This is a genomic window from Streptomyces sp. NPDC052079 (assembly GCF_040680275.1).
Classification (GTDB): domain Bacteria; phylum Actinomycetota; class Actinomycetes; order Streptomycetales; family Streptomycetaceae; genus Streptomyces.
Genome location: NZ_JBFAWL010000004.1, coordinates 156,329 through 169,886 on the forward strand (window position 1 = coordinate 156,329; position 13,558 = coordinate 169,886).

The 13,558-nt window shown below is 74.0% G+C and carries 11 protein-coding genes; 9 read left to right on the forward strand and 2 right to left on the reverse strand.

Features of this window, described 5'->3' with window-relative positions; all coding sequences use genetic code 11:
• Window positions 1-20: 20 nt before the first annotated feature.
• The 8 genes from AB0L56_RS09955 (at window position 21) to AB0L56_RS09990 (ending at window position 11,138) form a co-directional block, all read left to right on the forward strand.
• Entirely contained in the window at window positions 21-2,501 is a 2,481-nt protein-coding gene (locus tag AB0L56_RS09955; RefSeq protein WP_365421030.1) for a SpoIIE family protein phosphatase, read from the forward strand.
• Between the two features lie 148 nt (window positions 2,502-2,649).
• Window positions 2,650-3,375 (forward strand): methyltransferase domain-containing protein, encoded by a 726-nt coding sequence (locus tag AB0L56_RS09960; protein ID WP_365421033.1) that lies wholly within the window; start codon window positions 2,650-2,652, stop codon window positions 3,373-3,375.
• 114 nt (window positions 3,376-3,489) lie between these two features.
• Complete coding sequence (locus AB0L56_RS09965) at window positions 3,490-4,323, forward strand: M55 family metallopeptidase (protein WP_361034646.1); 834 nt, start codon at window positions 3,490-3,492, stop codon at window positions 4,321-4,323.
• Window positions 4,316-5,620 (forward strand): M20/M25/M40 family metallo-hydrolase, encoded by a 1,305-nt coding sequence (locus tag AB0L56_RS09970; RefSeq protein ID WP_361034649.1) that lies wholly within the window; start codon window positions 4,316-4,318, stop codon window positions 5,618-5,620. Before AB0L56_RS09965 ends, AB0L56_RS09970 begins: the two co-directional genes overlap by 8 nt.
• Window positions 5,621-5,624: 4 nt before the next feature.
• Window positions 5,625-7,589 (forward strand): prolyl oligopeptidase family serine peptidase, encoded by a 1,965-nt coding sequence (locus AB0L56_RS09975; RefSeq protein WP_365421036.1) that lies wholly within the window; start codon window positions 5,625-5,627, stop codon window positions 7,587-7,589.
• Window positions 7,586-8,518: an LD-carboxypeptidase gene (locus AB0L56_RS09980; protein WP_365421039.1), complete on the forward strand. Its 933-nt coding sequence runs from the start codon at window positions 7,586-7,588 to the stop codon at window positions 8,516-8,518. Before AB0L56_RS09975 ends, AB0L56_RS09980 begins: the two co-directional genes overlap by 4 nt.
• Before the next feature lie 71 nt (window positions 8,519-8,589).
• Window positions 8,590-9,144 (forward strand): GNAT family protein, encoded by a 555-nt coding sequence (locus tag AB0L56_RS09985; protein WP_365421042.1) that lies wholly within the window; start codon window positions 8,590-8,592, stop codon window positions 9,142-9,144.
• Window positions 9,145-9,173: 29 nt separating this feature from the next.
• The gene (locus AB0L56_RS09990) at window positions 9,174-11,138 is read left to right on the forward strand and encodes a DUF5107 domain-containing protein (protein WP_365421045.1); all 1,965 of its coding nucleotides are present in this window, start codon (window positions 9,174-9,176) and stop codon (window positions 11,136-11,138) included.
• 15 nt (window positions 11,139-11,153) lie between these two features.
• Here the strand turns inward: AB0L56_RS09990 and AB0L56_RS09995 are convergent, their stop codons facing one another.
• Window positions 11,154-11,501, reverse strand: coding sequence for a VOC family protein (locus AB0L56_RS09995; protein ID WP_365421048.1), 348 nt, complete (start codon window positions 11,499-11,501; stop codon window positions 11,154-11,156).
• Window positions 11,502-11,622: 121 nt separating this feature from the next.
• Between AB0L56_RS09995 and AB0L56_RS10000 the strand changes: the two genes are divergently transcribed.
• Entirely contained in the window at window positions 11,623-12,075 is a 453-nt protein-coding gene (locus AB0L56_RS10000; RefSeq protein WP_365421050.1) for a phage holin family protein, read from the forward strand.
• Window positions 12,076-12,456: 381 nt separating this feature from the next.
• Here AB0L56_RS10000 and AB0L56_RS10005 read toward each other — a convergent pair whose 3' ends face one another.
• Window positions 12,457-13,548, reverse strand: coding sequence for an enolase C-terminal domain-like protein (locus tag AB0L56_RS10005; protein WP_365421053.1), 1,092 nt, complete (start codon window positions 13,546-13,548; stop codon window positions 12,457-12,459).
• Window positions 13,549-13,558 lie beyond the last annotated feature (10 nt).

Sequence of the window (13,558 nt, forward strand, 5' to 3'; positions counted from 1 at the left end):
GGGGAGAGAGGGCCTGGGCCATGGAACGTGGCACCGAGCGGAACGCACCTCCCGATCGCCGCACCGATGACGGCACGGCGACCGAGCGGGGCGGCCTCGGCCGGATCCCGCTGGCCGTGGTCGTCGTCGGCCGCGACGGACTCGTCTCGCACTGGAGCACGGGCGCGCGGCGCCTCTTCGCGCTCACCAAGGAGGAGGCCCTCGGCCGCCCGGCCGCCGACCTGCTGCCGGTCACCGGGGCCCTGCCCGAGGAGGACGAGGACACCCCGTACGGGGCGTACGCGCCCTACGACGGTCTGGGACCCGGCCTCGGCGTCTCACTCGGCGGGGGCCTGGCCTACCCGGCGGCCGGCCGGGCCCGGCTGGCGGGACCCGGGACGGCCCGCGTCGACGTGCTGTGGTGGGCGTATCCGCTCGTCGGACCGGGCGAGGAGCGGCTGCTGGTGCTGGCCGCCGACGCGGACGGGCTGCGCACCCAGGAGGCCGGGGTGTGCGAGCGCATCGCGCCCGGCTTCGCCCTGCACACCGACTTCCCCGGCTCCGAGGAGCTCGCCCGACGGCTCCCCGAGATCCTCCCCAGCATGAGCGTCGACGACAGCGCGCGCATCGTCGCCCAGGTCCTCGAACTGGGCTACCCCATCCTGGAGTTCAGCCAGAACAACCGGGTGCCGGTCACCCCCGACTGGGGCGTGCCCCGGCGCGTGGAACGCAGGGACCGCCGCGAACGGGCCGCGCGGGCCCTGGCGGCGGGCGAAACGCTGCCCGAGGAACTGCGGGACGAGAGCGAGGACCTCGAGTACGCCGCCGTCCGCGAGCGCCTGGAATTCCTCAACGAGGTCAGCTCCCGCATCGGCACCTCCCTGGACCTCGCCCGCACCATCGTCGAGGTCAGCAAGGCCGTGGTGCCCCGCTTCACCGACGTGGCCGGCACCTATCTGCGCGAACAGGTCGTCGCCGGTGAGGGGTTCGACGAGGGGGTCCCGGACACCACCACCATGTGGCATCGGGTCGCCCTGGAGCACACCGACGAACCCGGCCGCTGGGACGACGTCGTGCCCGTCGGCGAGGCCATGCCCTTTCCGGCGCACACCCCGTTCTTCCAGTGCATGACCACCGGCGAACCCGTCCTCGTGCCGCACATCAGCGAGGAGATGGGCCACGCCATCGCCTCGCAGTTCGACAAGCGCGACATCCGGCCCCTGATCACCGGCCGTTCCATGCTGGTCGTCCCGCTGAAGGCGCGTCAGGTCGTCCTCGGGTTCATGATCCTGCTGCGCCATCCGGAGCGCCGGCTGTTCGACGACATGGACCGGGTCACCGGCGCCGAACTCGCCGCCCGCGCGGGGCTCGTGCTCGACAACGCGCGCATGTACACGTATCAGGAGAACGTCGCCGAGACGCTCCAGGACAGCATGCTGCCGCACATCCCGCCGCGCATGGCGGGCTGCGACATCGCCACCCGCTATCTGCCCGGCACCCTGCTCGGCCGGGTCGGCGGCGACTGGTTCGACTCGGTGAAACTCCCCGGCGCCCGCACCGCGTTCGTCGTCGGCGACGTCATGGGGCACGGACTGAACTCGGCCGCCATGATGGGGCAGTTGCGCACCGCCGTGCAGACCATGGCGGCCCTGGACCTGCCGCCCGCACAACTGCTGCGCAACCTCGACGACCTGGCGCAGCGGCTCGGCGACGGCTACCTGGCGACCTGCCTCTACGCCGTCTACGACCCCATCGCGAGCGAACTGCGGCTCGCCAACGCCGGACACATCCCGCCGGTGCTGGTGCGCGCCGCGGACGGGCGCAGCGAACTGCTGGACCTGCCCACGGGCGCGCCCATCGGCGTCGGCGGGGTGCCCTTCGAGGCGGTGCGGGTGCGCGTGGAGCCCGGCGACCGGCTGGTGATGTGCACCGACGGACTCGTCGAGGTGCGCGGCGAGGACATCGGTGTCGGCCTCGCCACGCTGTGCGAGTCCGCCGCCCACCCGGCCGCGTCCATGGACGACGCCTGCGACACCATCATCCGGGCCCTGGCCGCGACCTTCTCCGAAGCGGGCCGGGGCGGCCGCAAGGACGACGTGGCGCTGCTGATGGCCCGCCTGAGCGGCATCGAACCCGACGACGTCGCCGAATGGCGGTTCACGCCCCAACCGTCCGAGGTCGGCCGGGCCCGCGCGGCGGTCCGTGAACAGCTGCACGACTGGCGGCTGCCAAAGCTCGCCGACAGCGCCGAACTGATGGTGAGCGAGCTCGTCACCAACGCCGTACGGCACTCCCACGCCCGGCCTGTCGCCCTGCGGCTGGTGCGCGGGGACACCCTGCTGTGCGAGGTGGAGGACGACGACCACGAGCTGCCGACGCTGCTCAACGCGCGGCCGACGGACGAGACCGGGCGCGGGCTGCGCGTGGTCAGCACCCTCGCCCGTGAGTGGGGGACGAGCCGGACGACGTCCGGGAAGACCGTGTGGTTCGAGCTGACACTGCCGCGCCGCCGAACGCGGTGACCGCCGACTCCGGTGGTACAGGGGCGCGTTACGGGGCGAACGAGCCGTGAAGGAATGCGCTCGCGCGCTTGTCCGTGCGCCCGGGGCGCGATACACCGGACTGGCCCGTCACACGGGGCGGGCCGGTGTCGCACCCTGGGGAGTCGGTATGAGCGTGACGAGTCGGTACCGGGAGGCCTGGGAGGGCTTCTGGCGTGAGGCACCGGACGAGGAGGGGGCCGTCTTCTGGGACGCGGAGCCCGCCCTGACCGTGGCCCGCCACCTCGCCCTGTTCGAACCGCATCTCACCGATCCGGGGCTCGCGCTGGTGGACCTGGGCTGCGGCAACGGCACCCAGACTCGCTTCCTCGCCGACCGCTTCCCCCGCGTCCTCGGCGCCGACCTGTCCGCCGCCGCCCTGGACCACGCCCGCCGCGCGGACCCGGCGGGGCAGGCGTCGTACCGTCAGATGAACGCCGTGGACAAGGCCGAGACGCAGGCGCTGCACGCGGAACTCGGCGACGCCAACGTCTATATGCGCGGCGTCCTGCACCAGTGCGAGGCCGACGACCGGCAGGCGCTGGCGGACGGCATCGGCACCCTCGTGGGCGAGCGCGGCCGCGCCTTCCTCGTCGAGCCGTCCGAGGCCGCGGGAGCGGTGCTGCGGGGCTTCGCCGCCGGCCCCGGCGGCCCGCCGCCCAAGCTGGCGCCGGTCCTCCGGCACGGCATAGCCCCCGGCGAGGTCGCCGACGCGGCGGTGCCGGAGTTCCTGACCGCGGCCGGACTCACCGTGCTGGCGACCGGCACCCTGCCGCTGACCACCACCGAGTACGGCCCCGACGGCACCCGCATCGAACTGCCGTCACTCTGGTTCGTGACGGGCCGCGCCGCGTAGGATCCGCAGGTCGGCGGGCCCGGACGGCAGCGGACGGGCCCGTCACTGGTCTGGACCAGTGGGAGTTGTCCACAGGCTGGCCCGAATTCGGCGGAACCACGTAGCGTGTCCCGCATGAAGATCCTCATCAGCGCCGACATGGAGGGCGCCACCGGTGTCACCTGGCCGGCCGACGTGCTGCCGGGGACTCCCCAGTGGGAGCGGTGTCGGTCCATGTTCACCTCGGACGTCAACGCGGCCGTGCAGGGCTTCTTCGACGGCGGCGCCGACGAGGTGCTGATCAACGAGGCCCACTGGACCATGCGCAACCTGCTCCTGGAGCAGCTGGACGACCGGGCCGAGATGCTCACCGGCCGGCACAAGTCGCTGTCCATGGTCGAGGGCGTGCAGCACGGCGACGTGGACGGCATCGCGTTCATCGGCTACCACGCCGGCGCCGGCATGGAGGGCGTCCTCGCGCACACCTTCCTCGCCAACTCCATCACCGGGGTCTGGGTGAACGACGTACGGGCCAGCGAGGGCCTGCTCAACGCGCACGTGGTCGCCGAGTACGGCGTGCCGGTGGTCCTGGTCACCGGTGACGACGTGGCCTGCGAGGACGCCCTGGGCTACGCCCCCGAGGCGCTGAAGGTGGCCGTGAAGGACCATGTGTCCCGCTATGCGGCGGTGTGCCGCACACCGGCCAGGACGGCTGCCGACATCCGCGCGGCGGCCAAGGACGCGGCCGCGCTGGCGGTGCGCCGGGAGCCGGCCGACGCCGGGCCCTTCACCGTGGCGGTGGAGTTCGACGCCGAGCACCTGGCGATGGCCGCCACCGTCGTGCCGGGCGTGACCCGGACCGGCGAGCGCAAGGTGGCGTACACCAGCGGGACCATGTACGACGGCATCCGCACCTTCAAGGCGGTCACCACGATCGCCTCGGCCGCGGTGGAGGAGCAGTATGGCTGACGAGCGCGCCCTGGACGAGGTCGTGACGTTCACATCCGACCTGATCAGGATCGACACGACCAATAGGGGCGGGGGGGACTGCCAGGAGCGGCCCGCCGCCGAGTACGCCGCCGCCCGGCTCGCCGAGGCCGGCCTGGAGCCGGTGCTCCTGGAGAGAACCCCGGGCCGGACCAACGTCGTCGCGCGGCTGGAGGGCACCGACCCGTCGGCCGACGCGCTGCTCGTCCACGGGCATCTGGACGTCGTCCCGGCCGAGGCCGCCGACTGGAGCGTGCACCCGTTCTCCGGGGAGGTCCGCGACGGCGTCGTCTGGGGACGCGGCGCCGTCGACATGAAGAACATGGACGCGATGATTCTCGCCGTGGTGCGCGCCTGGGCCCGCCAGGGCGTGCGGCCCCGCCGCGACATCGTCATCGCGTTCACCGCCGACGAGGAGGCCAGCGCCGCGGACGGCGCCGGGTTCCTCGCCGACCGGCACGCCCACCTCTTCGAGGGCTGCACCGAGGGCGTCAGCGAGTCCGGCGCGTTCACCTTCCATGACGGCGCCGGGCGGCAGCTCTACCCGATCGCGGCCGGCGAGCGCGGCACCGCATGGCTGAAGCTCACCGCGCGCGGCCGGGCCGGCCACGGCTCCAAGGTCAACCGGGAGAACGCGGTGACCCGCCTCGCCGCCGCCATCACCCGCATAGGCGAGCACCAGTGGCCCCTGCGGCTCACCCCGACGGTGCGGGCCGCCCTCACCGAACTCGCCGCCGTGTACGGCATCGACACGGACCTGGCGGACGTGGACACGCTGCTCGACAAGCTCGGCACGGCCGGCAAGCTCGTCGAGCCCACCGTCCGCAACAGCGCCAACCCGACCATGCTGGACGCCGGATACAAGGTCAACGTGATCCCCGGGGAGGCTGTGGCGCGGGTCGACGGCCGGTATCTCCCGGGCGGCGAGGACGAGTTCCGCGCGACCATGGACCGGCTCACCGGGCCGGACGTCGACTGGGAGTTCGAGCACCATGAGGTGGCCCTCCAGGCGCCGGTGGACTCGCCGACGTTCGCCCGGATGCGGGCCGCCGTGGAGGAGTTCGCCCCGGAGGGGCAGGTTGTGCCGTACTGCATGTCCGGCGGCACGGACGCCAAGCAGTTCTCCCGGCTCGGCATCACCGGCTATGGTTTCGCGCCCCTGAAGCTGCCCGAGGGCTTCGACTACCAGGCCCTCTTCCACGGTGTCGACGAGCGCGTCCCCGTCGAGGCGCTCCACTTCGGTGTCCGGGTCCTCGACCGGTTCCTGCGTTCGGCCTGAGCGAGTGGGGGAGACAGTGCAGACCTTGGCATACGGCGAGTGGCCCTCGCCCATCGACGCGGCCACCGCCGCGGCCCACGACGGCAGTCCCGAGTTCGCGGACTTCGTCGGCGACGAGGTGTGGTGGACCGAGCCCCGGCCCACCGAGGCCGGCCGGCGCACCCTGGTGCGCCGGCACGACGACGGCACCGAGGAGTCGGTCCTGGAGGCGCCGTGGAACGTGCGGACCCGGGTCATCGAGTACGGCGGCCGCCCCTGGGCCGGCGCCGTGCGCGAAGGCGGCCCGCTGCTGGTGTTCGTGAACTTCGCCGACCAGCGCCTCTACCGCTACGACCCGGGAGGCGAGCACCGCCCGCTCACCCCCGTGTCGCCGGTCGGGGAGGGGCTCCGCTGGGCCGATCCGGTGCTGCTGCCGGAGCGCGGCGAGGTGTGGTGCGTCCTGGAGGAGTTCACCGGCGACGGTCCCAGCGACGTACGCCGCGTCCTGGCCGCCGTCCCGCTGGACGGCTCCGCCGCCGACGACCGGGACGCCGTGCGGGAACTGAGCGACGGACGGCATCGGTTCGTCACCGGGCCGCGGCTCTCGCCCGACGGGCGGCGCGCGGCCTGGCTCGGCTGGGACCATCCGCGTATGCCGTGGGACGGCACCGAACTGATCCTCGCCGACGTCGCCGAAGACGGCACCCTGCGCGACGCCCGCACGGTGGCCGGCGGACCCGAGGAGTCCATCGCCCAGGTCGACTGGACCCACGACGGACGGCTGCTGCACGCCGGCGACCGCACCGGCTGGTGGAACCTCTACCGGGACGGGGAGGCGCTCTGCCCGCGCGAGGAGGAGTTCGGCGGCCCGCTGTGGAAGCTGGGGCACCGCTGGTTCGCCCCGCTGGAGGGCGGGCTGATCGCCGTCCTGCACGGCCGGGGCGCCCCCAGGCTGGGCATACTCGACCCGGAGAGCGGTGAGGTCGTCGACGCCGCGGGCCCCTGGACCGAGTTCACGCCCTCCGTGGCGGCCAACGGCGAGCGGGTCGTCGCCATCGGGGCCGGCCCGCGCAGCGGCCATGAGGTGGTGGAACTGGACACCAGGACGGGCCGGGCCCGGGTGATCGGTTCCCCGCACCGGGACGCCGTGGACCCCGCCTACTACCCCGAACCGCAGGTCCGCACGTTCACCGGACCCGACGGACGGGAGATCCACGCCCAGGTCTACCCGCCGCACCATCCCGGCTGCACGGGGCCCGCGGACGAACGTCCCCCGTATGTGATCTGGGCACACGGCGGCCCCACCGGCCGCGCCCCGCTCGTGCTCGACCTGGAGATCGCCTACTTCACCTCGCGCGGCATCGGCGTCGCCGAGGTCAACTACGGCGGCTCGACCGGATACGGGCGCGCGTACCGCAACCGGCTGCGCGGACAGTGGGGCGTGGTCGACGTCGAGGACTGCGCCGCCGTCGCGCTGGCCCTCGCCGACGAGGGCACCGCCGACCGCGACCGGCTCGCCGTCCGGGGCGGCAGCGCCGGCGGCTGGACCACCGCCGCCTCGCTCACCACCACCGACGTCTACGCCTGCGGCACCATCATCTACCCGGTGCTCGACCTCGCCGGCTGGGGAACGGGGGAGACCCACGACTTCGAGTCCCAGTACCTGGAGAGCCTGATCGGACCGCGGGCCGAGGTCCCCGAGCTCTATGTGCGGCGCTCGCCCGTAGAACACGCCGACCGGCTCTCCGTGCCCTTCCTCATGCTCCAGGGCCTGGACGACGTGATCTGCCCTCCCGTGCAGTGCGAGCGGTTCCTGGCCCGGTTGGCCGGCCGGGGCGTGCCGCACGCGTATCTCACCTTCGAGGGCGAGGGACACGGCTTCCGGCGGGCGGAGACGATGGTGCGCGCCCTGGAGGCGGAGATGTCCCTGTACGCCCAGGTGTTCGGGATGCGACCGCCCGGCATCCCGACGCTGGAGCTCGGCAAGTGAGCCGGGTCGGACCGCTGCGGCGGCCGCCCCGGCTCGCCCCCGGCGCCCGGGTGGCCGTCGTCGCGCCCAGCGGCCCGGTGCCCGAGGACCGGCTGTCGGCCGGGCTCGATGTGCTGCGCGGCTGGGGCCTCGACCCGGTGGTGGGACCCCATGTCCTCGACCGGGACGCCGAGTTCGGCTACCTCGCGGGGAGCGACGCCGACCGGGCCGCCGATCTGCAGTCCGCGTGGTGCGACCCGGCCGTCGACGCGGTGCTCTGCGCCCGCGGCGGCTACGGCGTACAGCGCATGGTCGACACGCTCGACTGGGAGGCGATGCGGGCGGCCGGGCCGAAGGTGCTCGTCGGTTTCAGCGACATCACCGCGCTGCACGAGGCGTTCGCCGTCCGGCTCGGACTGGTCACCCTGCACGGACCCATGGCCGCGGGCCTCGACTTCGTGAAGAGCACCCGGGCGCAGGACCACCTCCGGGCCACCCTCTTCGCCCCCGAGACGGTCCGCACCCTGCACTCGGACGGCACGGCCCTGGCCCCCGGGCGGGCGCGCGGCGTCACCCTCGGGGGCTGTCTCTCCCTGCTCGCGGCCGACCTCGGCACCCCGCACGCCAGACCGTCCGCGCGCGGCGGACTGCTGTGCCTGGAGGACGTGGGGGAGGAGACCTACCGGCTCGACCGCTACCTCACCCAGCTGCTGCGGGCCGGCTGGCTGGACGGGGTGGCCGGGCTGGTGCTCGGGTCCTGGGCGCAGTGCGAGCCGTACGACGGGGTGCGGGCGCTGCTCGCCGACCGCCTCGGCGGCCTCGGCGTGCCGGTGGCCGAGCAGTTCGGGTTCGGGCACTGCGACGACGCGCTCACCGTCCCCTTCGGCGTCGCCGCCGAACTCGACGCGGACGCGGGCACGCTGACGCTGGACGAACCGGCCCTGGAGTGAGCCGCCGCCGGACCCGTGCGGGGCAGGCCGAGGCCGCGCACGGGTCCGGCGGGCCGTCGTAGGGTGGCAGGGTGCCGCACACCGCTTCCCGCTATCTCGCCGAAGGCGCCCGCGTGGGACTGCGCCACTTCAGCCACGCGGACGGCGCCGAGTTCACCGCCCGTGCCCGGGAGAGCAAGGACCTGCACCACCCCTGGCTGTTCCCGCCGGACAGCGCGTCGGCCTACGCCGCCTACGCGGAGCGGCTGATCGAGGACCCCACCAAGGCGGGGTTCCTGGTCTGCGAGAAGGAGGCGGACGGAGCCCTCGCCGGATTCATCAACATCAACAACATCGTCGAGGGCGGCTTCCTGTGCGGTGCGCTGGGCTACGGCGCCTTCGCGCACGCGGCGGGGCGCGGGCTGATGCGCGAGGGACTGAACCTCGTGGTGCGGCACGCCTTCGGCCCGATGCGGCTGCACCGCCTGGAGATCAACGTACAGCCCGGCAACGCCGCCTCCATCGCGCTCGCCCGCTCCTGCGGGTTCCGTCTGGAGGGCTTCTCCCCGAAGCTGCTCTTCATCGACGGGGCCTGGCGCGACCACCAGCGCTGGGCGATCACCAGGGAGATGACGGCAGGTCGTTGACCTGTTCAGGCGGGCCCGCAGCGGCTTCCATGGAGACCGTGACGACGATCCGACATGAGGTACTGACGCTGCCGGCCGCACACCTGGGCCCCGACAACCCGCTGCCCGCACTACGGCCCCTCGACGAGATGCACCGCATCGAGGACCGCGACAAGGAGGAACTGCCGCGTGACATGGCGCGGCAGATCGGCTACGCCCCCCTGCACAGTCTGCTGCCCGTCCCCGTCCGTGACGGCTACGACCGCCGGCGCACACCCCGCTCCCTCGACGCCCTCGTGATCGAGAACGACCGGCTGCGCGCCACCGTGCTGCCCGGCCTCGGCGGCCGGATCGCCTCCCTCCTCCACAAGCCGACGGGCCGCGAACTCCTCTACCGCAACCCGGTGTTCCAGCCCGCCAACTTCGCCCTCAACGGCGCCTGGTTCTCCGGCGGCATCGAGTGGAACATCGGCGCCACCGGCCACACCACGCTGTCCTGCTCCCCCGTGCACGCCGCCCGCGTCCCCGCCCCCGGCGGCGGGGAGATGCTGCGCCTGTGGGAGTGGGAGCGGCTGCGCGACCTGCCCTTCCAGGTCGATCTGTGGCTGCCGGACGGCTCCGACTTCCTCCACGTCGGCGTCCGGATCCGCAACCCGCACGCCACGCCGGTACCGACGTACTGGTGGTCCAACATCGCCGTCCCCGAGGTGTGCCGCGTCCTCGCACCGGCCGAGGAGGCCTGGCACTTCGGCTACGAGCGGCGCCTGCGCCGGGTACCCGTACCGGAGTACGACGGGATCGACCGCACCTACCCGCCGAACAGCACCTACGCCGCCGACTACTTCTACGAGGTCCCCGGCCACCGCAGGCCCTGGATCGCCGCCCTGGACGCCGAGGGGCACGGTCTCGTGCAGACCTCCACCGACGCGCTGCGGGGCCGCAAGCTGTTCGTCTGGGGCCGGGGCCCCGGCGGGCGGAGCTGGCAGCGCTGGCTCGCCGAGCCCGGCACCGGCGGCTACTGCGAGATCCAGGCGGGGCTCGCCCGCACCCAGCTGGAACACGTCCGGCTGGAGGCCGAGAGCGAGGTGTCCTGGCTGGAGGCGTACGGACCCTTCACCGCCCGGCCCGAGGGGGACTGGCACGGCGTACTGGACGAGGCGGAGTCCCGCCTCGAAGCGGACCTCCCGCGCGCCGACGTCGACGCCGCGTACGCGGCCTGGCGGGCGTACGCCGACACCGACCCCGGTGAGCGGCTCGCGACCGGTTCCGGCTGGGGAGCGCTGGAAGTGCTGCGCGCCGGCTGGAAGCTGCCGGGCACGCCCTTCGACGAGACCACCCTGGGCGAGGAACAGGCACCCTGGCTGCATCTGCTGCGGGCCGGCTCCTTCCCCGAACCGGACGGCGGCCGGCCGCCCGGCGCCAGCCTGGTCGCCCGGCACTGGCGGGACATGCTGGAGACCGCGCCCGCGACCCCGCTCACCGAGTACCACCTGGGCGTCGCCCAGTGGCACGCCGGCGACCGCGCACAGGCGGAGCGAAGTTGGGAGCGGGGGCTCACGCGGGCGTCCTCCGCCTGGCCGGCGCTGCGCTGCCTCGCCGTCGCCGACCAGGAGGCCCACCATCCCGAGCGCGCCGCCGACCGCTACGCGCAAGCCTTCGACGATCTGTGCCGTTGCCGTGAGGCCGGCGACGCGGACGGCGAGTGGACCGCCGTCACCGCGGCGCTCGGCCGGGAGGCGATCGAGGCGCTGCTCGCGGTGGGGCGCACGGCGGACGCGCGATCCGTGTGGCAGCGGCTGGAGCCGGAGACCCGGGCCCGCGGACGCTTCCGGCTGACCGAGGCGGCGCTGCTGCTCGCCGAGGGCCGGCGCGAGGAGGCCCGCGCCGTGTTCGACGCGGGCTTCGAGGTCGCCGACCTGCGCGAGGGGGACGAGGCCATCGGGCGGCTGTGGAGCGGCCTCACCGACGAACCCCTCCCGGAGCGGTACGACTTCCGGATGCGGCCCACGCCGTGACCGGCTGACCGGGCGTCAGGCACGGCGGTCCGCGTACTCGTAGACCGCCCCGTCCGGGTGCCGTGCGATGAGGTTGCGGCCCACCGGCGTGGGGACCGGGCCCGCGATGATGTCGGCACCCATCTCCGCGAGCACCTCCCGGGCCTCGTCGACGTCCTGCACCGCGATGGTCGCCGCGACCCTGCGCAGCACGTCCAGTTCCGCCGCGGGACCGCTCATCAGCAGAAAGCAGCCCACCGCGGCGACCTGGACGCCGGCCCGCTCGAAGCGGAGGGCTCTGCCGCCCGCCAGCCGCTCGTAGAAGGGGATGGCGGTCTCGATGTCGTCGACGCAGACGCGCAGTGTGGCACCCAGAATCTCCATGGGAGGAGCCTAGTTGGGGCGGCCGGGACGGCGGGTGCGCCCCCGGACGATCTCCACATGCCGTAACGCCTGCCGTACCGAGGGGCGTTAGGCGCCCCCGGGCCACGGGTACCCGGCCGCCATGCAGCGCTTGGAGCACCTGGAACATCTGGACAAACACCTGGCCGACGAGCTGGCGCAGGTGGCCCGCGAGACCGTACGCGACGAACTGCGCGAACAGGCGCGGGGGCAGCGCCGCAAGGCAGCCTTCTACGCCGCGTCCGGCGCCGTCGCCCTGTACGCGGGCGCGGCGGTCGCGCTGGCCGTGGGACTCGCGCTGGCCCTGGTCCTGCCGGGCTGGGCCGCCGCGCTGATCACGGCCGTGATCCTGGCCGCGCTGGCCCACACCCTGCGCGCCGCGGCCCGCCCCGCCGCCCCGCAGCCGGTCCCCGGGCAGCCCGTCGCACCCGCGGGGCAAGGGGCCGCCCCGATCCCGCCGACTGGCGGTCGCCCGCGGCCGATCCCGCCGGTACCGTCCGCGCCGCCCACTGCGGGTGTCGTACCGCCGCGGCCGGACGACTCGGGCCGGGCCTGACCGGTCCTCCCGCCGCCCCGCGCCCGGTCCCGGGGCAGTCCGTCGCACCATCCGCGCCGCGCACTGCGGGTGTCGTAGCGCCCCGGCCGGACGGCTCGGGCCGGGCCTGACCGGTCCCTTCCGCCTCGGCCGCGGCCGGTTCCCGGGCAGGCTGGCGCACCTGCGGGGGCAGGGGGCGCCCCGATTCCGCCGGTGCCGTCCGCGCCGCCCACCGCGGGTGTCGTACCGCCCCGGCCGGACGACTCCGGCCGGGCCTGACGGGTCCTCCCGCCTCGCCCGTGGATGGTCCCTGGGCAGCCCGGCGCACCGGCCGGGCAAGGGGCGCCCCGATCCCGCCGGTGCCGTCCGCAGGTCCTCCCGCCTCGTCCGCGGCCCCCGCGCTCAGCCCACCCTGTACTCGGCGACGTCCTGCGTGCGCGGCGTCAGGCCATGACCGAGGCCCGCCACGGGGGCGACCGTGCCCCCGGTGGGGTCCAGGGCGCCGTCGAAGAGCATGTCCTCGATTCGGACGTGGTCGTGGAACCACTCGATGTGGCGGAGATTCGGGACCGTGGCCGCCACCGCCGCGTGGACGTGGGGGGCAGACTGGGCGGAGACCTCCAGGCCGTGCGCCTCCGCCAGCGCCGCCGCGTGCAGGAACCCGGTGAGCCCGCCGCAGCGCGTCGCGTTCACCTGGAAACAGTCCACCGCCCCCGCGGTGATCATGCGGGCGAAGTACGGCAGGTCGAACCCGTACCCCCCGGCGGTCACGTCGCTCACCACCGCGTCACGGACCAGCCGCAGCCCGGTCAGGTCATCAGCCGACACCGGTTCCTCGAACCAGCCCACTCCGTACTCGGCGAGGGTGTGCCCGACGCGCACCGCCTGCTTGCGGGCGTACGCCCCGTTGGCGTCCACATAGAGTTCCGCATCGTCCCCGATGACATGCCGGGCGGTGCGCACCCGGTGCAGATCGCGGGCCACCGCCCGCCCCCAGCTCTCGCCGATCCTCATCTTCACGCGCGGGATGTGCTGCCCGTGCACCCACCCGTTCAGCTGCGCGGCCAGATGCGTGTCGTGGTACGTCGTGAAACCCCCGCTGCCGTATACCGGCACCCGCTCCCGGCACGCCCCCAGCAGCCGCACCAGCGGAAGCTCCAGCAGCCGCGCCTTGAGGTCCCACAGCGCGATGTCCAGCGCCGAGATCGCACAGGCCGCGATGCCCGGCCTGCCGATGTCGCGCACCGAGCGGCACATGGCGTCGTGCGCGGCCGGGATGTCCAGCGCGCTCATGCCCTCCACGAGCGGTGCGAGATGCCCGCTCAGGAAGTCGCCGACCGTCGGCGGACCGTACGTCCAGCCGGTTCCGGTGGCGTCACCCGCCGACACCTCCGCGATCACGACTGTCGTGGATTCCCACGCCAGCGTTCCGTCCGCCTCGGGAGCGTCGGTCGGCACGGTGTAGACGGAGACCCCGGGGCGGTGCAGTTTCATCGTCGGCCCG